This window comes from Vibrio sp. 3-2(1), assembly GCF_963887575.1.
In the GTDB taxonomy this organism is placed as follows: domain Bacteria; phylum Pseudomonadota; class Gammaproteobacteria; order Enterobacterales; family Vibrionaceae; genus Vibrio; species Vibrio anguillarum.
Genome location: NZ_CAWPGB010000011.1, coordinates 336,648 through 361,161, shown reverse-complemented (window position 1 = coordinate 361,161; position 24,514 = coordinate 336,648). Strand labels below are relative to the sequence as shown.

Here is a 24,514-nt window from a genome sequence, read left to right as displayed (position 1 = left end):
GCGGTAGTGGATGAAAAAAGGCTCTTATTCAGAGCCTTTTTTATCGCAAGCAAATTGATTTGAAATTAACGTTATTCGAAAACAAAACTATTCAAAAACAAAGTTATTGCTCTAGTGCCAACTGAGCGCCGCGTTGCGTTAAGCCACACAACATCACAGGTATGGCCTGATAGATTTCTTCAAACTGGTCGAGTCCTTGCATACCTTGTTGGGAAAGTGTTGCCAAGGACGTCTCCGGATCATAAAGCATACTCAGCGAAAGGAGCACGCCCCCAAGTAGCGCATTGTCTTGGCTATCTTCAGGCATTAACGTTTCCCAATCATCACGCGTAAGTTGCCAACCTTGAAGAAAACCTTCACAAAAATCACGGACATGTTCAGTCACTATTTCTTGTTCATCGAGTGAGCAACCTGCAGGCCAGCTCCATTGATTTTCGAGCAAAGCAGGGCGATAGTCATTCCACATTTCAACGATCAGTTGGAAATAGGTTTCTAGCTGTTTGCCTTCGCTAAATGGCGCGATCTCTTCTCCCCCCCATAGAAAAGGGAGCCATTCCTCTGGCGGGAGCAAGTTAGGCGCTGACGCCATGGATGCGACAAAACCTTGAGTTTTGGCCTCATTAAGCAATTTATCTTCTAGTTCGGGTTGGGTAAGGAGTTCTTGTAAATTCACAGCAGATCCCATCAGTTGCCGAGTGTATTTGCAGCCATTTTAACGTTAAAGCGATACAATGTGCGAATTTTGCTGATAATTTGTTGGCTTTAGTGAGGTTTTACAACAATCAACATATTGCTCGCTGAGATTGTTCACTATAATTTGCACAAAAGAAAAAATTGAAAGGATTTATGAGAGCACCTATTTCATTGAAGAAGAAGAGCATTATCGCCCTTTCTTTTTATCTCTGCTTTTTTATTGCGATCACAGGTACCGTTACTTATTGGGTTGTCGAAGCGCCACTACGAGCTGAATTAAAACAGAATTTAGATCTTCGTGCAGAAGTGTTATCAGCCCAAATTCGCGAACCTCTCAACCGTTCTATTGGTGTGCTCCAAAGCATTGTGAGCCTTGGGCAAGCTGCAACCAACCAAGCTGAGCAAGACAGAATGCTCTCTTCGCTGTTCACTATACTTGATGATGTTGTCGTCAGTGGTGGGTTATGGCCGAAACCCTACAGCATTAATGCATCGCAGCGATACAGTAGCCTATTTTATAATCGAGCCGCTGACGGTCAAGTCGACAAATTGCATTCTTGGAACAATCAAGAAGCGCATGGTTACGATAACGAAGAGTGGTACAACGCAGTAAAAGAGAAGCCTGTCGGTAGTGTGGTATGGTCAGAAGTCTATGTTGATGCCTATACGCACGTTCAGATGATCACGGCTTCATCGCCCTATTACGTTAACGGTGAATTTGCTGGAGTAGCAACAGTCGATCTGTCATTGGCGGGGTTAGCCACATTTATTGCCAGTCAAGCGGAGCTTTATAACCTTGGCGTATCCTTAAGTGATTCGGGGGGATCCCTGATCACTGAACATAATTTTATAATACGTGAAGAAGCTAACGTAAGTCATTTCGGTTTTGGTGATTTTGAATGGCGAGTTGATGTTATTAATGCCCATCGGTTAGTGAATGACGAAGTGTTTGATCTGGTGATGAATGTCGAACGGAGTATCATTCCAATCCTTTTAGTTTGCGTTATGATCGGTTATTACTTGATCAATCAATATGTGATTAAACCGATTACCATAATCGCCAAAAAAGTGAGTGATTCTAAGCAGGGCGGTATTATTGATATGCCGTATCGAAGCCAAGATGAGATCCGCCAGCTTATCGATTCATTTAACCAAAAAACCGTTTATCTTGAAGCGGAAAAAGTGAAAGCTCAAGCTTCCACTCAAGCCAAAAGTGCCTTCTTAGCAACCCTGTCACACGAAATCAGAACTCCAATGAATGGTGTTTTAGGAACCGCGCAAATCTTATTGAAAACAGAGCTTTCCCCAGAACAGAGGCAACACCTTAATAGTCTGTATGAGTCTGGCGAGCACATGATGGTGCTGCTTAACGAAATTCTCGATTTCTCCAAGATTGAACAAGGGCGATTAGAACTTGATAACACCCGTTTCCCCTTGGATTCACTGATTGGTAGTATTAACAGTGTTTACCATACCTTATGCAATGAAAAAGGACTGCAGTTTAGGATTTACAGCGATATTGTTCACGATCGCTGGTATTACTCAGATAAAGCACGATTGAGACAGATTCTGTTTAATTTACTTAATAATGCGGTCAAGTTTACCTCTCACGGCTTTGTCGAAGTGACTCTAAAAGAGCAGCAGATGGAAGATAAACGGTATCTTTCTATTCGGATACGGGATTCGGGGATAGGTATAGCAAAAGAGGCTCAGGAAAAAATATTCCGCCCATTTGAACAAGCTGAATCATCGACGACAAGGCGTTTTGGTGGAACGGGGTTGGGCTTAGCGATTGTAAAACAAATTGTAGAGCTAATGGATGGGACAGTTACGGTAACCAGTGAGTTAGGAATTGGTACCAGTTTTCACGTTATGCTAGCGATAGAAACAACGACGCCCGGGACCATTGAAGTCAAGCCACGTCGCAAGCTTAATTACCAAGGACTGAAAGCTCTCATTGTGGAAGATAACCGGACCAACTCTATCATCATCGAAACCTTTATGAAGAATAAAGGGTTTACATGCGATTGTGTTGAGAATGGTGAATTGGCAATTCAAGCGGTTGTTGGCGGGAATTATGACCTGATATTGATGGATAACCATATGCCCGTAATGGATGGCGTAGAAGCGGTGTCTGCGATTCGGATCTTAGTTGGGGAGCAACGTAATGTGCTCATTTTTGGTTGTACTGCTGATGTTTTCAAAGAAACTCGTGAGCGAATGTTGTCGGCCGGCGCTGATTATATTGTCACCAAACCCATTGATGACAATGAATTAGATGATGCTCTTTTCCAATTTGTCGAAAAACTGTATCAATATCATCCAGAGTCCTCTATGCCGCTAAAGATAGGCTCAGCAGAGGAATCATTGGTGACGTTTTATATGGCAGTAGAAGATCAAAACATAGAACTTGCATTAGCCATGATTCAACGTTTGATACAGCAGTTGCCGGAGATTGAAAATACTCATATTCATCAAGTGTTAATCGATACCCAAACAAGCTTAGAAAAACACCAGTTACCTACACAGCAGCAAGTCGATTTGCTAACGGTGTTGCTTTCCGATTTTTGTAATTAAATAACCATTTTGAGATTTAGTAAGAATGCGTTGTAACAGGAATTTAAAGAATAGCGTTAGATTCTAGTTTCCGATTCAAAATTGGTTATAAATTTACCTAAGTTAATTAAAATTGGTCACTAAATCTACAAAATATGTGTTCTAATTCCCTCATTATCTAGCTTGTTGTTATTTTCTAGGTATCTGTATTGCTGATTGGCATATTTAATAGTTATATCTATTGTGTAGAGGGAAGTAATGAAAGCTCGTGGCCCATTTTGTATTCGTCATGCTGCGGCGGACACATTTGCAATGGTTGTTTTTTGTTTTATATCAGGCATGATCATTGAAATTTTCATCTCTGGAATGACCTTCGAACAGTCGCTAGCATCACGTACACTGTCTATCCCAGTTAATATCGCAATAGCATGGCCTTATGGCGTATTTCGTGACTTTATTCTGCGCCAGGGACGTCAATGGTCTGAGACTGGCTTAATGAAGAATGTCTCGGATTTGGTTGCTTACGTTCTATTTCAATCTCCGGTCTATGCCGCCATTCTATGGGCTGTAGGCGCATCTACAGAGCAGATCATAACCGCAGTATCAAGCAATGCCATTGTGTCGTGTGGAATGGGCGTTCTCTATGGCTATTTTTTAGATATGTGCCGCCGTTGGTTCCGTGTCCCTGGTTATCATCGTAGCGCCTAACCGTGACACTCACTGAAGAAAGGCTTGTATTGAATTTCATCAAATAAGTCAATAAGTAGTCAAACGAACCAAAGTGGTGGGCTTTTTTATTATTTTGGCTTGACCTAATCCTATAGAATCATTAAATTAGCGCCTCGTTAGCCAAATGCGCTAACCACAATATAATTTGGTGAGTTGTCCGAGTGGCTTAAGGAGCACGCCTGGAAAGTGTGTATACGGCAACGTATCGAGAGTTCGAATCTCTTGCTCACCGCCATATTCTTAACCGTAGACGATCGTCTACGGTTTTTTTGTGCGTAAAATACCATGTTAACTCAAGCTTAACTCACTGTTTAATCTAAACAATCTCAATGCATCCCCTGCTAAAAGTTATTAAATAGCCATTCACTCAAAAATAATTCCAATTCAGAGCTAAACTGTCATATATAAAACTAATTTCACTTATTGGCTATGGTTACGAAAAAGCACAAAGCTCAGACCTTTCATAAAGTTGCAGTGGCTATTGTTGTATTGGTAGTCACTATTGCTATTTTTAATAGGCAACTTGGTCATTTTTATGATGCTAGCCGTGTTGAAGAGCGTAAAGCAGTAAGAATAGCGGTTTCGCAAACGCCACTCTCTTCCTCCTTTATTATTGCCGAAAGTTTGGGTTTTTTTGAACAACAAGGGGTCAATGTCGAACTAGTGCCCTGTTCTGGAGGTGTGGCCTGTTCTCAAGCTTTGTTTAGTGGGAATGTAGACTATGCGACTGCCTCTGAGTCGGTGGTTATGTTTAAGCTTTTCCAGCGTAATGATTTTGCACTATTAACCAGTTTTGTTGAGTCAGATAACGATTTAAAGCTGCTCACGTTAGAGCGATTAGGCATTGTTAACCTGAGTGACTTGGAAGGTAAAAAAGTAGGCATCGTTAAGGCGAGTGCCAGTGAGTTTTACTTTGATTCATTGTTGATTGCCAGTGACCTGAAAGAGATGGCTGTTGAAAAAGTCTATTTACCACCAGAAGCGCTAAATGACTCATTATTCTCCTCACAAGTTGATGCTATTTCTGTTTGGGAACCTTACGGTTATAAAACTGAAACCTCTGCACCATCCGATGTATTGAACCTTGGGCTATCTGGTATTTATCATTTGTCGTTTAATTTACTTTCGATGAAAGCAACCGTCGAAGAGGCGCATGACGAGATAGTGGCAATATTACGCGCATTAAAAGAGGCTAATGAATGGATTAACCTCAATCCTGAACAATCGAGAGAGGTGATCGCACAGGCCTTAAATATTCCGTTACCCCAACTCGAGTGGTCTTGGAATGATTATGTATTTCGTTTGTCGTTAGGTAATGCACTTTTATCTAACTTACAGCTTCAAGCAAGATGGGCGATTGAGGCTGGTATGGTTACGGGCGACAAGCCGGATTTTCGGACAGTGCTTGCTTCCAAGCCGATCGAGGAAGTGCTACGTACTAAGGTATCGATAAAATGATCAGTTCGATTGTACGTAAATTGACATTATTGTTCGCATCCACGGCATTTCTAATCCTTTTGATCACTTTTTCTCTGTGGGGCTTACTTAAAGAACAAGAGCAAACAAAAAAAGATCTAGAAGATATTATGCAGATCCAATTGAGTGTGGATTTGTTGCGTAGCCAACTTTGGATTTTCCTGCAGTATTCTGATGTATCAAGTTTGGACCAGGTTGATATTGCTCAGCAAAGCCTCTCCAAGAGACTGCTTAATCATAAGATGATGGGCAAACATATCGAAAACTTACAACGTATGAATACTAGCCTTGCCGTCTTACTGCAACAAGAAAAAAAGCTTACTCATCAAGATGCTGAAGCAAAAAGCAACTCTTTAATCAGCGCGAAAGGGCTGTTACATTCACGTTACAATATGCTCGTGCAAAATATGACTGAAGAGTTGTTTTACTTACAAAAATCAGTCTTAGCAAAAAGCATTGAGAGTCAACAAATGACCTTGATGGTGAGTGCACTGAAAATATTATTTTTTTCAATCTTAGTGAGTGGCATTGCCTGGTTGATTTTGAAACGTTTCAAAAGGGGGTTTGCGTCAATTAAACAAGGTATCCTAGCTTTGACGTATGGTGACCTTGAAAGCAAGATTGAGCCAGTTAATCTGGATATTGAATTTGTAGCTTTGGCTGACTTTTTTAACCATATGAAGGTATCACTAAAAACGACAACCGTGACAAAAGATGAATTGCAATTAGAGGTTGAGCGACAAACCTCAGAGTTAAAAATTCAAAAAGATCAGCTTCAGTTTCTATCTGAACATGATTCGTTGACGGGGCTACTTAATCGGCGAGCGTTTGAAAAATTGTTGGATAACGCCATCGTAAAAGCCAATAGGACTAAGGTGAAGTTAGCGCTGCTCTTCATTGATTTGGACAATTTCAAAACCATCAACGACACTCAAGGCCACTGCGCGGGAGATGAAATTTTAAAGCAAATCGCGATTCGCTTAGAGGCCAGTATCCGCCAATCTGATTTTTCGGCAAGGCTTGGAGGCGATGAATTTGTAGTGTGCCTCGATCTGATTGATGAGTACGATTTTGTCGCAGAGAAAGTCAAACAAATTATCAAATGCTTAGGGCTGCCCATTGAGTTTGAAGGGCAAAGCCTAACCGTTGGTGTTAGTGTCGGTATCAGCTATTTCCCCTTACAAACCAATAGCATGCACCATTTAATGGCCTTGGCTGATGAGGCGATGTATCAAGCGAAAGAGGTGGTTGGTAACACTTATTGTCAAAACATTGATCCCTTAAGGGGAGTTTTTACAGTGGAAGACGTGGTGAGTTAACGCCATTTTTCTGCATAGGAAGCGGCTGGGTCGAGGCTGATGCATGAGTAGATAGCCGCAATCCCTGAATAATACCGTTTATCAATTGAACCTGACTCAGTTTCCTTTTACCCTGTGCTTCTCCCCCCCCCCTTTATTATCGCTAGGAGCATTGTCATGCAGCTTCGTGATCCTCAACTTTTTAAACAACAATGTTATCTCAATGGTCAATGGGTTTGTGCATCCAATTCGCTCACCTCAACCGTTTACAACCCTTATGACGGCACTCTGATTGGAACGGTTCCGCAGCTAGATAATGCGCAAGTTCAACAAGCGATTGAGGGTGCAGAGCTTGCGCAGAAACTGTGGAAAAAACAGCCAGCGGCGGACAAAGCGAGAGTGCTTAGAGCTTGGTATGAATTGATTGTTGAACACAGCGATGATCTGGCACTGATTTTAACCAACGAGCAAGGCAAACCTTTAGCGGAAGCGAAAGGCGAGATCAGCTATGCTGCCAGCTTTGTCGAATGGTATGCCGAAGAGGCAAAACGAGCTTATGGTGAGTTTGTTCCGAGTCATAAAGCGGATGCAAGAATACTGGTATCGAAAGAACCTATTGGTGTGGTTGCTGCGATCACGCCTTGGAATTTCCCTGCGGCTATGGTGACTCGTAAATGTGCTCCAGCGATTGCGGCTGGGTGCGCAGTGGTACTCAAACCAGCACCAGATACGCCTTTTACTGCTCTTGCTTTGGCAGAATTGGCGCATCGTGCTGGGCTTCCCGCTGGCTTATTGCAAGTGGTGACCGGAGAGGCAATCGCAATCGGGCAGCAATTAACCAGCAGCAAAGTGGTACGCAAACTCTCATTTACTGGCTCAACAGGAGTAGGGAAAATATTAATGGCACAGTGCGCGCACAACATCAAAAAGTTGTCGCTCGAGCTGGGTGGTAATGCCCCTTTTATTGTGTTTGATGATGCCGACATTAATGCCGCCGTAGAGGGTGTGATGGTGGCGAAATTTCGTAACGCTGGCCAAACTTGTGTCTGTGCCAATCGAATCTATGTGCAAGAGGGCGTGTACGATAAATTTGTTAAAAAATTGGTTGATAAAGTCAGCAAGCTGATTGTGGGAAATGGGTTGGAATCAGGCGTAACAATGGGGCCTTTAATCAATGATGCGGCGGTGGCTAAAGTCAAATTACATATTGCGGATGCCACCGCGCAAGGCGCTCTAGTGCAATATGGCACTCTGCCTCAAGCCGGTAGCCGCTTGTTTGAGCCTCACGTATTAACAGAGATGACAGAAGAGATGTTGGTGGCTCAAGAAGAAACCTTTGGCCCACTTGCACCTTTGTTTCGTTTCAGTCACGAAGAGGAAGTGATTGAACGTGCAAACCACACGGATTCTGGATTAGCTGCATACTGCTATACGCAGTCACTGGCTCGGGCTTGGCGCTTGAGTGAGGCACTGGAAGTCGGTATTGTTGGTATTAACGAAGGTTTGATATCAACTACAGTCGCACCGTTTGGCGGCATCAAAGAGTCAGGTCTTGGCCGCGAGGGAGCAAAGCAGGGGCTAGACGAATATTTGGAAGTGAAATACACCCTAATGGGAGGCTTAAACTAACCTTCCTCTCACTATTTTTGTTGAGTCAGTAACACCCATCTTAAGGGGCCATTGGTTTCAAAATCATTGGCCTCTTGGCAGATCATATACAGCTCACCGACTTGAATCACTGCACCGATAGAATAAGCTTGGTCCTTATAATAGCAAACACGTTGCAAAGCTTTACCTTCTGTAGCCACCACAACCGGTAGCGAAGCGGTATTGATTACTTTCGTGTAGCCAAAGCTAGGAGCAATCAATAATAACCAAACACAGTACTTCAGCATGGTGTATCTCCTATTTATAGTGAGGTAGTTAATCAAATTGCCGCTGATAGCGGGGCAGCATACTTTCATTGCCCAGTAACCCACCTTGATGAATATAAATCACCGTTTTTTCTGGATGAGCTTCCATCCAAGGTAACAAACATTGCCACATCATAGGGTCATACAACAGATCAAATTCCACATGAGTCTGCTCAAGTAGATTTTGCCACATCCGATAATCGGCTTCGTACAATCGTCCAAAGTGATGCTTTTTCTCTGTAGATATAATCGTAGGGTACTGGCGCTCTTCAAGCTCGTCAAATTGTTGGATGAGGTAGTCATTTCCCCCTACACAAGCACAGGTCAGAACCTCAATGCCGTGCGGTTTTAGATATTTTTGCAGGTAGATCGCAGTGGTTCCTGTCCCGGAGGGCAACGCAACGACGAATTGCGTTTTTGTCTCCATCCTCATCCAGTTGAGAATTTCTAGAGCCAACTGCTTAATGCCCGTTTCGGCCACCTTTGAGCGACCGCCTTCTGGTACGACTAAGCATGAAGCATCAGGCTGACGGATCGTATCAATATACTGCTCGGGGGCCATTATATTGATGGGGCTAACTTCGATGATGTGCGCTCCTAAATCCAGTGCACCACGATAGTTGCCAATCGGCCTTTGTTGTAACCACGTTGGAATGTGGTCTACATAAAACTCAAATTTCCACCCTTTAATGCGCGCAAGAGCTGCCAGAGAATAGAGAGCATTCGATTGCGCCGAACCATAGCTGATTAAAGTGCTGATGCCGGGGAGATCGCTATCCAATAACGCCATAAACTTACGCGCTTTATTTCCTGAAAAATGGCTGTGAAGTTGATCATCACGTTTTAAATAGAAGCGGTTATTGGCAAAAGTATGTTGTGTTATGGGGGTGTCAGACAGTTTCATGATGATTTTCGAGCAGAAAAGGGCCGTAGTATATACTGACCTGAGTAAAAATTGCAGTGTTGGCCGATTTTATCGCTCGTCAGTTACTGCTTTGCCTCTCATGCAGCAAAAAAAAGCCCAGAGCAAAAGGCGCTGGGCGGATACAAATAAACATAGGAGTTAATAAGAAAAAGCAGCATATCGGTAGTTACAGTAAGAAGAAAAATTTGACGGCCTGTAAAATTCTTAATGCTCTGCTAACTACACTTATTGAGACTGAGCATTTCACAATCAGTTCCATCTCAAAGCCATTTTTTTCAATTTATTTTTAAAATATTTATCTTTCATTAGCTTACTTCTATTTTGCTCTTCAGCTCCGATCATTTCGTAAAAATGTGATGTTAATTGCTTGTTAATCAATTGTGTCGATAGTATATTTCAAACACCTGTTTGATACGAGTGATTGAAATGGCACCAAGAAGTAGTACCAAAGAAAAAATCCTAGATGTTGCAGAAGGATTGTTTGCTGAACATGGCTTCAACGATACATCGTTACGAGCTATCACCAGCAAAGCTGGAGTAAATCTAGCCTCGGTTAACTACCATTTTGGTGATAAGAAAACGTTAGTGCGTGCAGTGTTGAATCGTTATTTAGAAGCATTTATGCCAGCCGTTCAACAAGCACTACAGGAGTTAAACTTCCAAGATGAATATCAAATGTCGGAAGTGTTTGAGTCATTGCGTACACCATTACGTGCGTTGAATGATGTTAGGCCCAACGGTACCAGCCGTTTTATGTTGTTGATTGGTCGCGGCTATACCGATGTGCAAGGTCATTTGCGTTGGTTTATCACCACACGCTACAGCGATGTATTGTCACTGTTTACTCAGTCAGTGATGAAGGCGAACCCAAAACTGACGCCTGAAACTCTATTCTGGCGTTTGCACTTCACGTTAGGCACGTGTGTTTTTACCATGGCGTCGAGCCAAGCATTGGCTGAGATTGCCGAAAGTGATTTTGGCAACCAAGTGGATGCCAAAACCGTCGTCGACTTACTTATTCCTTATTTAGCCGCCGGCGTTGCGGCTGATTAACCCAATTAAATCTATTATAAGAAGTAACAATCCAAGCGAACAAAAGGATCTGATCATGAGCTCTCTACGAAGAAAATGGATAAGCGACCCCGCCTTTAAACTGTTTAAGCAAGTTTTGCCTCCGTTATCGGAGACAGAAAAAGAGGCGATGGAAGCGGGCAGCGTTTGGTGGGATGGTGAACTGTTTTCAGGTCGTCCAGACTTTACCAAGCTGCATCATTACCCAAAACCAACCTTGTCAGATGAAGAGCAATCTTTCATTGATAATGAGTTGGAAACGCTGCTGTCCATGTTAGATGACCATAAAATCGTGAAAGAAGATCGCGACTTGCCAGCGGAAGTGTGGACGTTTCTGCGTAAAGAGCGTTTTTTCTCTTTGATTATTTCAAAGGCCTACGGTGGTCGTGAATTTTCCGCACTCGCCAACTCCACCATAGTGTCACGGATTGCGACGCGCAGTATCAGTACCGCTGTTACAGTGATGGTGCCAAACTCGCTTGGCCCGGGAGAGCTCCTCTCTCACTACGGTACACAACAACAGAAAGACTACTGGCTTCCTCGCTTAGCTGACGGTACTGATATCCCTTGTTTTGCGCTGACCGGGCCAGAAGCAGGCTCCGATGCTGGCGGCATTCCTGATCAAGGCGTGGTGTGTTACGGCAAGCACGAGGGCAAAGAAGTCCTTGGGATTAAACTCAGTTGGAATAAGCGTTATATCACGCTGGCTCCGGTTGCAACTGTGCTAGGCCTAGCTTTCAAACTCAGTGATCCTGAAAAACTTCTAGGCGATAAGCTCGATATCGGTATTACCTGCGCGTTGATCCCTGCTAATCACAAAGGCGTGGAAATTGGCGAGCGACATGATCCACTCGGCCTTGCGTTTATGAACGGCCCAACGCGTGGTCAAGATGTTTTCATCCCGATGGATTGGCTCATCGGTGGTGCTGACTATGCGGGTAAAGGCTGGCGCATGCTGGTGGAATGTTTGTCGGCAGGGCGTGGTATTTCATTGCCCGCACTTGGTACGGCGATTGGTCACTTAACTTCGCGCACGACAGGTGCATACGCTTATGTGCGCAAGCAATTTGGCATGTCGATTGGTAAATTTGAAGGGGTAGCTGAAGCATTGGGCCGTATCGGTGGCTTAACTTATTTGCTTGAAGCGACACGAACCTTAACCACAACCTCGCTCGATTTGAAAGAAAAGCCGGGCATAGTGACTGCCATTGCCAAATATCATATGACAGAAATTGCGCGCACAATTTTAAATGATTCGATGGATATTCACTCTGGTCGAGCGATTCAAGATGGGCCAATGAACTACCTCGGAACACATTATCTCGGTATCCCGGTCGCAATAACGGTTGAAGGGGCCAATATCCTGACTCGCAATTTGATGATCTTTGGCCAAGGTGCCACTCGTTGTCATCCTTATGTTTTGAAAGAGATGGAAGCGGCGGCTAATCCTGATACAGAGCAAGGCGCGAAAGATTTCGATAAGCTGTTGTTTAAGCACATTAGCCACGCGACCAAAAATACCTTTGGGGCACTCGGTGCTGCATTAACGGGTTCGCGCTTTGTCAAAGCGCAAATGAGCGGCCCAACAAAAGCGTATTACCAACAGTTAACGCGCATTAGCCGAGCACTTGCCGTGAGTGCCGATTTCGCTATGTTGACGTTAGGTGGCGATCTTAAACGTAAAGAGATGATCTCAGCGCGTTTAGGTGATGGTTTGAGTTATCTGTACATGGCTTCAGCGACCTTGAAAAAGTATGAAGATGAAGGCCGCCAACAAACCGATTTAGATTACGTGCACTACGCGGTGCAATATTGTTTGTACCACGCGGCTAAATCTTTGCAAGAGGCGTACAGCAACTTCCCCAACAAAGTGGTTGGGCGCTTACTTAAAGTGTTGGTCTTCCCTTTGGGCAACCATTATGACAAACCTAGCGATGAGCTGTCGGTCAAACTGGCGGAAAGCTTAATGACTCCTGGAGCACATCGAGATCGTCTCACTCATCTTTGCTACATTGGGCCAGAGGAAGACGATAGCGTTGGCTTGATGGAAAAAGCGTTTTTGGCGATGTACGGTATCAGTGCACTTGAGCGCAAGCTGTTCCGCGCAGCCAAAGAGGGTAAAATTGCGCGTAAAGGTGCTCTGACTGAGCGATTAGCTCAAGCCTTAAGCGAAAATGTGTTGACTCAAACTGAAGTAGACCAAATTTTGGCCGCAGACAAACTGCGTTATAAAGCGATTCAAGTTGATCACTTTAGCCATGACTTGAGCGAGGTGATGACCAATAAGCCGGGAAAGCCAAAGCTTAATCATGTCGCCTAGTCGCGAATATCGTCACTAAAAGTGTGACCATATATCAGGGCATCCTAGTCGGGTGCCCTGATTTTTTGAGCCACGAGAGATCCAACCACTTGCAATTTCTGCCTGTTTTTAAAGAAATAGGGTGAGATCTTCGAGCGAAACTTTTATCCTAGCGGAGATTTTTGAAGGAAGTTGAATATGATCATCAAACCTAAAATTCGTGGATTTATCTGTACGACAACGCACCCTGTGGGTTGTGAAGCTAATGTAAAAGAACAAATTGCTTACACCAAAGCACAAGGCCCTATCAAAAATGCACCGAAACGTGTACTTGTTGTAGGCTCATCCAGTGGCTACGGCCTTTCGTCTCGTATTACCGCCGCTTTTGGTGGAGGTGCTGCGACCATCGGTGTTTTCTTTGAAAAACCGGGCACGGATAAAAAACCAGGCACCGCCGGTTTTTATAACGCAGCCGCGTTTGACAAGCTTGCTCACGAGGCGGGTTTGTATGCTAAAAGCCTAAATGGTGATGCATTTTCTCACCAAGCAAAACAGAAAGCGATCGAGCTAATCAAACAAGACTTAGGTCAAATTGATATGGTGGTTTACTCGCTTGCTTCACCAGTGCGTAAGTTACCTGAAACTGGCGAACTGATTCGCTCATCATTGAAACCGATTGGCCAAACATACACCGCGACAGCGGTTGATACCAATAAAGACATCATCATTGAAGCCAGTGTTGAACCTGCAACTGAGCAGGAAATTGCAGACACGGTAACGGTTATGGGTGGTCAAGATTGGGAGCTGTGGATCCATGCACTTGCTGAAGCTGGCGTATTGGCTCAAGGGTGTAAAACCGTGGCTTATAGCTATATCGGTACTGAGCTAACTTGGCCAATCTATTGGGATGGTGCGCTAGGTAAAGCGAAGATGGATTTAGACCGCGCCGCATCGGCACTGAATGAACAGCTTTCTGTACTAGGTGGTACGGCTAATGTGGCCGTTCTTAAATCGGTTGTTACTCAAGCCAGTTCAGCTATTCCTGTTATGCCTCTTTACATCGCAATGGTGTTTAAGAAAATGCGTGAGCAAGGTGTACATGAAGGATGTATTGAACAGATCTATCGCATGTTTAGCCAACGTCTTTATAAAGAAGACGGTAGTGCGCCGGAAGTAGATGAGCAAAATCGTCTGCGTCTGGATGACTGGGAACTGCGTGAAGATATTCAAAAGCATTGCCGTGAGCTTTGGCCACAGATCACTACTGAAAACCTAAAAGAGCTGACGGATTACGTTGAATACAAAGAAGAATTCTTGAAGTTATTCGGTTTTGGTGTTGATGGCGTTGATTACGAAGCCGATGTCGATACTGAAGTGGCATTCGATGTAATTGATATCTAATCCATTGGTGTCACAGTGACACAATAAGATGTTCTAATCTCAAAGGTCTAGCCACAGTGCTAGGCCTTTGCCGTTATGGAGGGTAATACAGCATTATTCACCCTCAACAGCATTTTCTCGATCAATGAAACGGTTGCTGTTTCCCTGCAACAAAAAATACATCACAGTGGTGCTCGGCCGCTAATTGCTTGAGTAGGTGTTGGTTGATAGGCTCAATAGTATTTGACGCGATTATCGCACTGGCATTTCCGGAGCGGATAGCTTTAATCACAATCTCTAATTCCGATAACGTTTGAGAGGGTTTCATGTGGATCACTCTGTCGCAATGTATATTGAAAGAAGCAAACTGTTCATACTGTGGTCGAGGACATTCAGAGGTGAATAAGATCCACTGCTGTTGGTGCTGGGATAGCTTAGCAAGCTTTGACATCATGGCTTGTTCAATCGTATTGACTGAGCGATGGGCATTAGCCAAAGGGTACTGAGCTGATAGTTGAGAAGCGAAATTTACTTGAAGCATAATACTGTCCTTTCATACATGCTGTATGTGTATACAGTATTTGAGTTGTAGATACTGATCAAGTTTTTTTTGCTGAATTTATCAGCATAACCAAGCTTGAATTCGTTAGATTTTGTTTTAATTTATTGATTAATAACTATTTTTAGCGAACAATCAAATTGTTCAAAGATAAAGCGCTGTTGTCTGTTTTGTGATCAATGTAAGTATCCTAGTAACAGTGTCTCGTCACTAATTAGATAAGTTATCATAGTCGCTGAAATGGTTGTGCTTTAAAACAGGCAGTAAAAAAGCGCCGTGTTGGCGCTTTTTCATGTATAGCTATTGATGCCTAATGTGACAGTGACTGTCGATCTCGAAATGCTTGCTCTGCAATATTAAACTGCCTGACATCCATGCGCGCAAACTCATTGCAACTTTCACATGAGTGATGCGATTTCCCATCAATATATTCGTGTTTTATTAATAGCTTTGGTTGTTTACACCAATCGCAAATACCTTCAATCGTAAACATGCTTTCTCCCCACCTAGAAGATTTAGGTGTAATTTTCGCGGCGTATTATCCCATATAAAAGAGAATTAAGTTAACTATTTGTTACTTTAAGTGAGATGGAGATCGATTGCGTTGTCTATCTTTAGCGAGTGTTTTAATCGCGAGCGGTAATATTTCGCATTAAAAATAACATTTACTTAACGTGAGGCAGGATGATTTTTAACGCACCATTGAGTCGTTTCATTTCTTCTTGTGAGCCTTGAAGATCTGGATGGTATATTTTGCACAGTTGCTTGTAGCGAAGCTTGATGCTTTTTTCATCGGGAAGTTCACTGGGTTTAAAGCCAAATAATGCACAGGCTAATAGTAATTTTTGATCCTGAGATTGAGCCACATGATTGTTTTGCAGTCTTTTGATCTCTTTGAATAAGCTTTCAAGCTGCCTTTTTTGCTGCTTGATCATAAAGGCCTGCGATTCGATTTCTTGTTGGTGTTGACTATTTTTATCGTGTTGTTGGGTCTTACGTTTTCGGCTCCAGAAGCGGAAAAGATAGATAAGCATCAAAAGGAATAACATCAGCAACAACAGAGATAAGTAATCCGTCATGATAGAGCTTGTCGAGTCGAGCTCAACGGGTGCAGTGCTGACCACCATGTCAGCTTCATCGCTGCTGTCAAAAGCGCTGTCTAATTGGCTGATGGAGGAGACTTGCTTTGCACGTTGTTGATTGAATTTTTCTTGCAATACACGGGCATAACCCTCTTCGGCTTTGCTACTCTTACTTGCCGCAATGCGATACCACATTTCTGACAATTCTAACGCTGAGGGTGGCGAAGGGAGTGTTTCGTACGTTCTAGCGAGTTGTAATTGAGCATTCACATCGCCGCTAGTGGCTAAGTCTGTCAGCCAAAATAGAGCTTGAGGGATGTCTTTTGGGGTTCCTTGTCCCTTTAAATAGAGATTGGCTAGCCTAGATTTGGCTAAGGTGTGTCCATTCTGCGCCGCTTGCTGAAACCAATAAAACGCATTGTTTAGGTTAACAGCAACTTTGTCCCCTTGCTGATAAGCCAGCGCCAATTGATATTGTGCATTTGAGTTTTGTTGCTGAGCTTGGGCAGTTAGCTCAGCAACAGGAGAAGCCAGTATTAATGAGGAGAAAAACAGGCACAAACTAAGGACAACTCTCAAATTTTCACCATGTTTTGTGGGGCTAATTTCTGTTCAAATAGTAGCGCATTTCTATCGAATGCACAGAGCAGAATAGCGCATTAATGGTTATCTAAGACGTTTTGGAGCAGGTGCGCCATCAATCGGTCGGTTTACAGATACTTTACGGCCTTTTTTTAACCCAGTTTCGTAATCCGCGGTAATATTTTTCATGGCATCACGCAGCTGCTGCTTGAAGGTTTCACGGTCAATATTTTGAAACTCTTTATCAATGTAATTATTGATTTTGTTATTGGATTCATCATCGGCGGTGATCACTGGAAGCTTCTCTAATGCCCCTTCAATCCAACCCGAAACGAATGAATTGACGCGCCGTGTGACTTCCATGCTGGAAGTGCCACTGCCCGCGAAACTATTTCGAAATTGGCCTGTGTGCTCGTTCATTTCTCGGTAAATGATATCAAAAGCGAATGCGGCAAAAATAGCGCGATCGGCCTCACCAATAAACTCAACACGTTTGAGTCCTTTATGATTGAGTAGCACCGCTTCTACACCAAACTTAGTATTGATACCGCGGATCACTCGTAGTAGTGATGAGGTGATGGATGCGGGTAGTAAATGGGTTGATTGGGTTTTGCCCATCTTGATAAATTCGATGTCATCTTTATCAAGCCCATACTTCAGCATCAGGCTATGCGCCATCTTGATGGCATTGGCCGCTTCATTCACATTCGCGGAATTACCAAGTTCAAGACATTTAGCGATCTTCTTTAGAGCTTTCTGTTTATCCATTAATTCGCAAATACAATTCTACAACTTCAGAAAAGTCCGACATTTTAGCGGTTTTATGCGGGAAGTGAAAGCGAAGTGGAGAATCGCTGCCCAAAATCAGGCAGCGAGTCGAGAGGAGGTTGGTGGTTTAAATACCAAGTTCATCCAATAGGTCTGTAGTCAAATCATCATCACTGTTGTTTTGCTTGTCGTTTTTTGCTTTGGCAGACAGTTTTTGCTGAGTCGCTTCTAAAATTGAATCAGGGCTTTCATCTTCTTGAACTTCAAACTCTTCAAGTTGGATGAATTCGGTTTTATCCATTGCCAGTTCAAGATAGAAAATATTATTACTTTCTGTCGAGAAGGTAACTCGGCGTGCTTGTGGACGATCTAAATTAGTATCCACCGACAAAATTACCTGTTTGTTGAGTGACAGCATCTTCGGTTGGTTTTGGGTAATGTTGGTTTGCAGTTCTTTGCGGATTTTATTTGTGAAGTCGCCTACGAGTTGATTCATCAATTCGCCCAGTACATCGCCCACCTCGTCAGAAGTGTGCAGCACGGCCAGCTCTTCTTCTGGCATTCCCATGTTGCGCATATAACTGGTGTAAATTTCCAGCGCAGCCTTGGCCGTAAAGTTGATAACAACGAGCCCAGAGAAGCCACCATCAAACAAAACGAAACAGCCGAAATCTGGCTTTAGTGACGTTTTGTTGATTTTTTGTACCATCGCTGAGTAAGCAATGTTGGTCGCCGTTGCAGAACTGAGCACTCCTGACACTGATTGACAAAGCTTAAGCAAAATATCTTCAGTGGTAACAATCTTGTTTTTTTTCATTCTGATATCCGTAATGTGCATTGCAGTTTAAAAGCGGTATTTAACTCTCTATATCAATATATAAAGCATAAAGCGTTAATTAACTATATATAGCTAAAATGTTGTGTACAGGAAAAATGTCGTACTGATGACTTTTTAGAGAGATTCATTCTTGCATTGAGATTCTGATTTGATCACCTTTTTAAATGTTGTAAAGTGACGAAATTCAAAGATTAATATCAAAATAACCATTAACCCACAGCTGATTGGATCAGCGCAGTAGGGGCAGGAAGCAAATGTTACCAAGACTTCATCACCAAACGGACGTCGATCCCGTCGTTTTGAGCTTTTTACAACAACTCGAAAACGAGGGGTTTAGCGGCGATATCGAATCACAATACTCTAGCCGACTTGCTGTTGCGACTGATAACAGTGTCTATCAGCAATTGCCTCAAGCCGTTGTGCATCCCAAATCAACTCATGACGTAGCACTTATTGGTAAGATTAGCTCAAAACCAGAGTTTGAGAGAGTCACTTTTTCACCGCGCGGTGGTGGCACTGGTACCAATGGCCAGTCGTTAACCAAAGGTATTGTGGTTGATTTATCTCGTCACATGAACCAAGTGCTTGAAATTAATGCTGATGAAGGTTGGGTAAGAGTACAAGCTGGTGTGGTGAAAGACCAATTAAATGATGCGGTCAGACCATTAGGTTATTTTTTCTCACCGGATCTTTCGACCAGTAACCGAGCCACACTTGGTGGCATGATCAATACCGATGCGTCAGGGCAGGGCTCTTTAAAATATGGCAAAACGTCGGATCATGTCTTGTCTCTGCAAGCCGTTTTTGCCGATGGCTCGGTACTTGAATCGGATCTCTCATTAGGCTTGCCTGAAAGTGGTACTTTTGCTGCAAACGCTTTGCAAGTGACCGAAGCGGTATGCCGTGGCAAGCGCGAACAAATTGTGGCGAAATTTCCACCTCTTAACCGCTTTCTGACGGGCTACGATCTTAAAAATGCGCTTGATGAAGAAGGTGATCACTTTAATCTCACTCGGGTACTTTGTGGCGCAGAAGGCTCTTTGGTCTTCATCACAGAAGCAACCTTGAATCTGACGCCTATCCCCCAAGCTCGCACCTTAGTCAATGTGAAGTACAACAGCTTTGATTCGGCATTGCGTAATGCCCCTTTAATGGTAGCGGCCAATGCGTTATCGGTTGAAACCGTCGATTCCAAAGTATTAAATTTAGCTAAGCAAGATATTGTTTGGCATAGCGTCAGCGAGTTATTAGCGGATGTTCCGGGCAAAGAGATGCAAGGCATCAATATGGTCGAATACGCAGGCCAAAGCGAGCAAGAGGTCGCCGAGCAGGTCGCTTCATTGACGCAGCGTCTTGAGCAGATGCTTGAGCAAGAACAAGCGGGCATCATTGGCTATCAAGTGTGCAGTGATTTGGCGAGCATTAACCTGATTTACAACATGCGCAAAAAAGCGGTGGGGTTATTAGGGGCGGCCAAAGGGAAGGCTAAACCCGTTGCTTTTGCTGAAGATACTTGTGTTCCTCCTCAACACTTGGCTGATTTTATTAGCGAATTCCGTACCTTGCTGGATAGTAAAAATCTCAGTTATGGCATGTTTGGCCACGTGGATGCCGGCGTGCTGCATGTGCGTCCTGCTTTGGATTTGTGTGACCCACAGCAAGAGCTTCTGATGCATGAAGTGTCTGATGAGGTAGTCAAGCTGGTGGCAAAATATGGCGGTTTAATGTGGGGCGAACATGGCAAAGGTTATCGCTCCGAATATGGCCCCGCGTTTTTTGGTGAGGAGCTATTTACTGAATTACGACGCGTTAAAGCCGCCTTTGACCCGCACAATAAAATGAACCCCGGCAAAATATGTACGCCACTTGAGACCAATTTTGAATTGGTCAAAGTCACGGACACCAAACGCGGCTATTTTGATCGCCAAATCGATGTGAAGGTCCGTGACAGTTTCAAGCAGGCGATGGAGTGTAATGGTAACGGTTTATGCTTTAACTATGACACCAGTTCGCCGATGTGCCCGTCGATGAAAGTCACGGCGGATCGTCGTCACTCACCGAAAGGCCGTGCCGGTTTGGTGCGTGAATGGTTACGCCAACTTACCGAGCAGGGTGTGGATATTCTCGACCTAGAGAAGCAAGTGTTGGAGTCAAACCCAACCATCAAAACCATGATTGATCGCGTGCGTAACTCTTTCAATAAATCGCGCGAGTACGATTTTTCACATGAAGTGTATGAAGCGATGAACGGCTGCTTGGCGTGTAAAGCGTGTGCCAGCCAATGCCCAATCAAAGTCGATGTGCCGAGTTTTCGCTCTCGTTTTTTAAATATCTACTACTCACGTTATCAGCGTCCGGCTAAGGATTATCTCGTCTCGAATATTGAAACGCTTTTGCCGGTCATGGCAAAGGCTCCGCAAGTGGTGAACGGGGTGTTGGCTCAGAAATGGGTACAAAGCCTCACCGCTTCAACCGTTGGTTACGTTGATGCGCCCTTGCTTTCGGTACCGACGTTGGCAAAGCGTGTCGCAGGCCAAGTGGTGAAATTCGATATGCAGCGCCTCGCTGGGCTGTCACAGCAAGATCGCGCTGAACATGTGATTATCGTTCAAGACCCATTCACCAGTTATTACGATGCTGAGGTGGTTGAAGATTTCGTACAATTGCTGATCAAATTAGGCAAAAATCCGATACTGTTGCCATTCAAACCCAATGGTAAAGCGCAGCATATCAAAGGATTTTTAAAGCAATTCACAGCCACTGCGAAAAACACCGCTGCGTTTTTGTCGCAGGTAGCGGATCTCAACATTCCGATGGTCGGTGTCGATCCAGCGTTAGTGCTTTGCTACCGTGATGAGTACAACGAAATTCTTGGCGATAAGCGTGGTGAGTTTGATGTGCTGACCGTTCATGAGTGGCTGTTGCCACGTTTGTCGGAGTTTAACCATCACCAAAACCACAGTGACGCGCCTTGGTATCTGTTTGCTCATTGCACGGAAAAGACCAAACTACCGAATGCAGAAAAAGAGTGGGGTGCGATATTTAGCCATTTTGGTTCTCAGTTAAAAACGGTGCCAGTTGGTTGTTGTGGCATGGCTGGAACCTTTGGCCACGAACAGGATAAGCTGGAGATGTCGAAAGATATTTATGGTTTAAGCTGGAAGCCAAGTTTAGAAAAACTGCCCAAAGAGCGTTGCTTGATCACAGGGTATTCCTGCCGTAGTCAAGTGAAACGATTTGAACAGGTAAAACCAAAGCATCCGTTACAAGCTTTACTGGCATTGTTTTAAACCCTAAGCCCAGACCTTACTGGGCTTTTTACTATACTGTCGATATTGGTTTGGAGCGAAGCACAGTCAGGTGGAGCAGCATGGAAAAATTTGAACTGAAAATACCCCCAGTGGCGATATTTATTGTGGCGCTACTGTTGATGCATCGTATCTCATACAGTTTTGAGTTTGCAAGCCTCGCTTTACCTCTGCCTCGAGTGGTCTTTGCGATTTGCTTTGTTTTATCTGGCATCGTTGGTTTACTGGGGATTTACGAATTTCGTCGCAAGAAAACTACGGTCAATCCAACCAAACCAGAAACGACATCGTGTATTGTGGATAGCGGTATCTACCGCTATTCGCGTAATCCGATGTATCTGGGGCTCTTTTTCCTGTTGTTTGGCGTGGCTTATTGGCAACACAATGGGTTGAGCCTCGTGGTCGCATTTTTATTTGTGTGGTTTATGAATCGTTTTCAGATTTATCCAGAAGAGCGAGTGCTGGAAGCGCGTTTTGGCGAAGAGTATGTCGATTACAAGCAGCGTGTCAGACGCTGGATATAGTTGAATGTCGTAAGGCATCCGAAATCAAAAGCCCCGCAAGAATAGCGGGGCGGCAATCTATACAACGAACATGGTTCTATACAACAAATATGGTTCTAGATAATGAGCAAAAGAGCTCAAATCATAGTAAAAAGAATACGGTTAGGCTGCTTTTGAAAATTGAGCTAAAAACATCTCTTTACGTTCATTGAAGCGATTAACTAAGTCATCGACTGCTTCTTGGTCATAAGGTTTCAGGCCACTGGCTACCATGCGCTTTACCCCTTTCCCTACGATTTGACCGTTTTCTTTAAAGGCAAAGTTAAGCGTGACAATGCCACGTTTACCGTCAACATCAAACGTCGCACCAGAAAACTCAACTTCAGGTGAAGTGAGGTCTAAACGTTCAAATTCCACTTCCATGCTTTCATAGATGACTAATGGGCGCTGGCAGTTAATCATCATCTGCGCTTCTTCCATCAATGGCACCATGATGTGCGGGAAGTTCATACCAGAAAACTGCACATAGTTCGTCACAACGTGTTCGATAAATGCGGTGTTGTGGCTTACTTGGCCTTCACGGCTCATGTGTAGATACTCTTTGCCGGCAGTATCGACAAGAGCGCTCTCTTTCATACACTTATTTTCAATGTGCAGTGCAATGCCATCGCTGACCATGCCTGAAAAATCAAAACGCATCTTTTGGCTAATGCCTTCTTTTTGCAGCAATACTGCAAAGAGCAAATCGCCCGGAACACAGAAACGCTTGCTGTCTTCGTCGTGGATTGGGTTGAAATCTCCCGCCACTTTTTTAGCAAAGTGACTCGCTTGTTGGCGAGTGAACTGGAATTTTTGATCTTGATGAGAGAAATAAGATGTAAGAGACATAATGTACGCTGTATAGCCAAAACTGACGCGATTATAAGTCAACTCCACTCGATGAATGGTCCAATCAGTAAAAAGAGCCTCACAGAGAGCGAGGCTCAATAGCGTAACATTATAAGCTAGGGAGAAGATTTTCCGGCATGAGCGAGTTATGTACCGCCAGTTCTAACAAGGTATTGGCTTGTTCAATGTCTGGCGAGAAGTAGCGATCCTTATCGTAAAACGAAACTTTTTTACGCAGGATTTGTTTCGCTTGTTCGACCAATGCGGAGGATTTATTGGGCGCTCTGAAATCGAGCCCCTGCGCGGCAGAAAGATACTCGACCGCTAAAATACCACGCGTGTTTTCGCTCATATCACGCAGACGACGACCAGCAAACGTTGCCATCGACACGTGATCTTCTTGGTTGGCCGAAGTAGGTAAGCTGTCAACAGAAGCCGGATGGGCGAGCGTTTTATTTTCACTGGCTAGCGCTGCCGCCGTCACTTGCGCAATCATAAAGCCAGAGTTAACGCCACCGTTGTCCACTAAAAATGGCGGGAGCTTGCTGAGCGCGCTGTCAATCAAGAGCGCCATGCGTCGTTCTGACAAACTACCTATTTCGGCAATCGCTAGCGCCAAATTATCCGCTGCCATTGCGACGGGCTCTGCGTGGAAATTGCCGCCAGAGATGATGTCGCCATCGTCTGCAAACACCAGAGGGTTGTCAGAAACGGCATTGGCTTCCACTTCTAGCGTTTCAGCCGAATTGCGAATTTGCTGTAAGCACGCGCCCATCACTTGTGGTTGGCAACGCAGTGAATACGGATCTTGCACTTTTTCACATGCGGTGTGGGATTCACCAATCTCGCTGCGGCTGTCAAGTACATGGCGATAAGCGCTGGCGGCATCCATTTGCGCGCGATGGCCGCGAACGCGATGAATGCGCGGATCAAACGGGCGGCGACTGCCCAGCGCCGCTTCGACCGACATTGAACCACATACAATGGCGGAGGCAAATAAGTCTTCTGCGGCAAATAACCCCTCTAGGGCAAATGCGGTAGAGGCTTGTGTGCCATTGAGTAGCGCGAGCCCCTCTTTTGGCGCTAAAGTAATAGGAGTTAGCCCTGCGATTTTCAACGCGTCCAGTCCAGAGATAATTTCGCCGTTGTGGCGAGCTTGCCCTTCGCCGAGCAGCACCGTACTCATGTGTGCTAAAGGCGCTAAATCACCCGATGCGCCAACCGATCCCTTTTGTGGAACACAGGGGTAGACTTGGTGATTAACTAACGCCATCAAGGCGTTGATCACCTCAAGTCGAATACCAGAATACCCACGGGAAAGACTATTAATTTTGAGTACCATCATCAAGCGAACGGTTTCATCCGCCATGAATTTACCAATACCCGCAGCGTGTGAAAGCACGATGCTGCGCTGCAAGGTTTCTAAATCTTCAGGGGCAATTTTAGTATTGGCAAGTAGGCCAAACCCCGTATTGATACCATAAACAGTACGATTTTCGGCAATCACTTGTTCAACGACTTGTGTGCTTGCTTCAATACCCGCTATCGCGCTGGAGTCGAGTGATACGGTGACCGGCTTTCGGCTTACTTGACGCAGTGCTTTTAAGCTCAATTGGCCCGGTTTAATAACAAGATTTAACATGTTT

Annotated in this window: 20 protein-coding genes and 1 tRNA gene; 11 read left to right on the top strand and 10 right to left on the bottom strand. The window is 44.3% G+C overall.

Annotation, left to right across the window (positions count from 1 at the left end):
- Positions 1–103 precede the first annotated feature (103 nt).
- Complete coding sequence (locus AACQ79_RS04220) at positions 104–685, bottom strand: UPF0149 family protein (protein ID WP_013856580.1); 582 nt, start codon at positions 683–685, stop codon at positions 104–106.
- 161 nt (positions 686–846) lie between these two features.
- Here AACQ79_RS04220 and AACQ79_RS04215 point away from each other — a divergent pair, with 161 nt between their 5' ends.
- The 6 genes from AACQ79_RS04215 to AACQ79_RS04190 all read left to right on the top strand — a co-directional run bounded on the left by AACQ79_RS04215 (position 847) and on the right by AACQ79_RS04190 (position 8,381).
- On the top strand, positions 847–3,270 hold the full coding sequence (locus tag AACQ79_RS04215; protein WP_049785461.1) for a hybrid sensor histidine kinase/response regulator: 2,424 nt from the start codon (positions 847–849) through the stop codon (positions 3,268–3,270).
- Positions 3,271–3,507: 237 nt separating this feature from the next.
- The gene (locus AACQ79_RS04210; protein ID WP_017042265.1) at positions 3,508–3,957 is read left to right on the top strand and encodes an L-alanine exporter AlaE; all 450 of its coding nucleotides are present in this window, start codon (positions 3,508–3,510) and stop codon (positions 3,955–3,957) included.
- Positions 3,958–4,125: 168 nt separating this feature from the next.
- Positions 4,126–4,213 (top strand) — tRNA-Ser (locus AACQ79_RS04205).
- 188 nt (positions 4,214–4,401) lie between these two features.
- Positions 4,402–5,436 (top strand): ABC transporter substrate-binding protein, encoded by a 1,035-nt coding sequence (locus tag AACQ79_RS04200; RefSeq protein WP_081265504.1) that lies wholly within the window; start codon positions 4,402–4,404, stop codon positions 5,434–5,436.
- The gene (locus tag AACQ79_RS04195; protein ID WP_017045214.1) at positions 5,433–6,773 is read left to right on the top strand and encodes a GGDEF domain-containing protein; all 1,341 of its coding nucleotides are present in this window, start codon (positions 5,433–5,435) and stop codon (positions 6,771–6,773) included. Before AACQ79_RS04200 ends, AACQ79_RS04195 begins: the two co-directional genes overlap by 4 nt.
- Before the next feature lie 156 nt (positions 6,774–6,929).
- Positions 6,930–8,381 (top strand): NAD-dependent succinate-semialdehyde dehydrogenase, encoded by a 1,452-nt coding sequence (locus AACQ79_RS04190; RefSeq protein WP_170898551.1) that lies wholly within the window; start codon positions 6,930–6,932, stop codon positions 8,379–8,381.
- Between the two features lie 11 nt (positions 8,382–8,392).
- Here AACQ79_RS04190 and AACQ79_RS04185 read toward each other — a convergent pair whose 3' ends face one another.
- A complete protein-coding gene (locus AACQ79_RS04185) occupies positions 8,393–8,647 on the bottom strand; it encodes a DUF1496 domain-containing protein (RefSeq protein ID WP_010319042.1) in 255 nt (84 codons plus the stop codon).
- Between the two features lie 28 nt (positions 8,648–8,675).
- The gene (locus tag AACQ79_RS04180; protein ID WP_094165366.1) at positions 8,676–9,569 is read right to left on the bottom strand and encodes a pyridoxal-phosphate dependent enzyme; all 894 of its coding nucleotides are present in this window, start codon (positions 9,567–9,569) and stop codon (positions 8,676–8,678) included.
- A 447-nt stretch (positions 9,570–10,016) separates the two neighbouring features.
- Between AACQ79_RS04180 and AACQ79_RS04175 the strand changes: the two genes are divergently transcribed.
- The 3 genes from AACQ79_RS04175 to fabV all read left to right on the top strand — a co-directional run bounded on the left by AACQ79_RS04175 (position 10,017) and on the right by fabV (position 14,361).
- Positions 10,017–10,643, top strand: coding sequence for a TetR/AcrR family transcriptional regulator (locus tag AACQ79_RS04175; RefSeq protein ID WP_170898549.1), 627 nt, complete (start codon positions 10,017–10,019; stop codon positions 10,641–10,643).
- Between the two features lie 55 nt (positions 10,644–10,698).
- Positions 10,699–12,981, top strand: a complete 2,283-nt coding sequence (locus AACQ79_RS04170; protein WP_026028135.1) for an acyl-CoA dehydrogenase — start codon at positions 10,699–10,701, stop codon at positions 12,979–12,981.
- 177 nt (positions 12,982–13,158) lie between these two features.
- The gene (fabV, locus tag AACQ79_RS04165; RefSeq protein ID WP_026028134.1) at positions 13,159–14,361 is read left to right on the top strand and encodes an enoyl-ACP reductase FabV; all 1,203 of its coding nucleotides are present in this window, start codon (positions 13,159–13,161) and stop codon (positions 14,359–14,361) included.
- Positions 14,362–14,482: 121 nt separating this feature from the next.
- Here fabV and AACQ79_RS04160 read toward each other — a convergent pair whose 3' ends face one another.
- From AACQ79_RS04160 to AACQ79_RS04140, 5 genes are all read right to left on the bottom strand, one after another.
- Complete coding sequence (locus AACQ79_RS04160; RefSeq protein WP_017045220.1) at positions 14,483–14,881, bottom strand: hypothetical protein; 399 nt, start codon at positions 14,879–14,881, stop codon at positions 14,483–14,485.
- 328 nt (positions 14,882–15,209) lie between these two features.
- Positions 15,210–15,392 (bottom strand): hypothetical protein, encoded by a 183-nt coding sequence (locus AACQ79_RS04155; RefSeq protein ID WP_010319035.1) that lies wholly within the window; start codon positions 15,390–15,392, stop codon positions 15,210–15,212.
- 172 nt (positions 15,393–15,564) lie between these two features.
- Positions 15,565–16,542 (bottom strand): J domain-containing protein, encoded by a 978-nt coding sequence (locus AACQ79_RS04150; RefSeq protein ID WP_170898894.1) that lies wholly within the window; start codon positions 16,540–16,542, stop codon positions 15,565–15,567.
- A gap of 105 nt (positions 16,543–16,647) precedes the next feature.
- Positions 16,648–17,331: a DUF2786 domain-containing protein gene (locus AACQ79_RS04145; protein WP_017042255.1), complete on the bottom strand. Its 684-nt coding sequence runs from the start codon at positions 17,329–17,331 to the stop codon at positions 16,648–16,650.
- Between the two features lie 127 nt (positions 17,332–17,458).
- Complete coding sequence (locus AACQ79_RS04140) at positions 17,459–18,148, bottom strand: DUF3334 family protein (protein WP_026028133.1); 690 nt, start codon at positions 18,146–18,148, stop codon at positions 17,459–17,461.
- 275 nt (positions 18,149–18,423) lie between these two features.
- On the opposite strand from AACQ79_RS04140, the gene ydiJ reads away from it, so the two are divergent.
- Both ydiJ and AACQ79_RS04130 read left to right on the top strand, forming a co-directional pair.
- The gene (ydiJ, locus tag AACQ79_RS04135) at positions 18,424–21,459 is read left to right on the top strand and encodes a D-2-hydroxyglutarate dehydrogenase YdiJ (RefSeq protein ID WP_170898547.1); all 3,036 of its coding nucleotides are present in this window, start codon (positions 18,424–18,426) and stop codon (positions 21,457–21,459) included.
- A gap of 50 nt (positions 21,460–21,509) precedes the next feature.
- Positions 21,510–22,001: a methyltransferase family protein gene (locus tag AACQ79_RS04130; protein WP_013856601.1), complete on the top strand. Its 492-nt coding sequence runs from the start codon at positions 21,510–21,512 to the stop codon at positions 21,999–22,001.
- A 141-nt stretch (positions 22,002–22,142) separates the two neighbouring features.
- Here AACQ79_RS04130 and AACQ79_RS04125 read toward each other — a convergent pair whose 3' ends face one another.
- A complete protein-coding gene (locus AACQ79_RS04125; protein WP_026027168.1) occupies positions 22,143–22,868 on the bottom strand; it encodes a DUF3581 domain-containing protein in 726 nt (241 codons plus the stop codon).
- Positions 22,869–22,977: 109 nt separating this feature from the next.
- A complete protein-coding gene (hutH, locus tag AACQ79_RS04120; RefSeq protein WP_064625495.1) occupies positions 22,978–24,510 on the bottom strand; it encodes a histidine ammonia-lyase in 1,533 nt (510 codons plus the stop codon).
- Positions 24,511–24,514: the final 4 nt, after the last annotated feature.

Coding starts and splice junctions, on each gene's coding strand:
- AACQ79_RS04220 (WP_013856580.1), bottom strand. CDS start 685: ATGGGATCTGCTGTGAATTTACAAGAACTCCTTACCCAACCCGAACTA.
- AACQ79_RS04215 (WP_049785461.1), top strand. CDS start 847: ATGAGAGCACCTATTTCATTGAAGAAGAAGAGCATTATCGCCCTTTCT.
- AACQ79_RS04210 (WP_017042265.1), top strand. CDS start 3,508: ATGAAAGCTCGTGGCCCATTTTGTATTCGTCATGCTGCGGCGGACACA.
- AACQ79_RS04195 (WP_017045214.1), top strand. CDS start 5,433: ATGATCAGTTCGATTGTACGTAAATTGACATTATTGTTCGCATCCACG.
- AACQ79_RS04190 (WP_170898551.1), top strand. CDS start 6,930: ATGCAGCTTCGTGATCCTCAACTTTTTAAACAACAATGTTATCTCAAT.
- AACQ79_RS04185 (WP_010319042.1), bottom strand. CDS start 8,647: ATGCTGAAGTACTGTGTTTGGTTATTATTGATTGCTCCTAGCTTTGGC.
- AACQ79_RS04180 (WP_094165366.1), bottom strand. CDS start 9,569: ATGAAACTGTCTGACACCCCCATAACACAACATACTTTTGCCAATAAC.
- AACQ79_RS04175 (WP_170898549.1), top strand. CDS start 10,017: ATGGCACCAAGAAGTAGTACCAAAGAAAAAATCCTAGATGTTGCAGAA.
- AACQ79_RS04170 (WP_026028135.1), top strand. CDS start 10,699: ATGAGCTCTCTACGAAGAAAATGGATAAGCGACCCCGCCTTTAAACTG.
- fabV (WP_026028134.1), top strand. CDS start 13,159: ATGATCATCAAACCTAAAATTCGTGGATTTATCTGTACGACAACGCAC.
- AACQ79_RS04160 (WP_017045220.1), bottom strand. CDS start 14,881: ATGCTTCAAGTAAATTTCGCTTCTCAACTATCAGCTCAGTACCCTTTG.
- AACQ79_RS04155 (WP_010319035.1), bottom strand. CDS start 15,392: ATGTTTACGATTGAAGGTATTTGCGATTGGTGTAAACAACCAAAGCTA.
- AACQ79_RS04145 (WP_017042255.1), bottom strand. CDS start 17,331: ATGGATAAACAGAAAGCTCTAAAGAAGATCGCTAAATGTCTTGAACTT.
- AACQ79_RS04140 (WP_026028133.1), bottom strand. CDS start 18,148: ATGAAAAAAAACAAGATTGTTACCACTGAAGATATTTTGCTTAAGCTT.
- ydiJ (WP_170898547.1), top strand. CDS start 18,424: ATGTTACCAAGACTTCATCACCAAACGGACGTCGATCCCGTCGTTTTG.
- AACQ79_RS04125 (WP_026027168.1), bottom strand. CDS start 22,868: ATGTCTCTTACATCTTATTTCTCTCATCAAGATCAAAAATTCCAGTTC.
- hutH (WP_064625495.1), bottom strand. CDS start 24,510: ATGTTAAATCTTGTTATTAAACCGGGCCAATTGAGCTTAAAAGCACTG.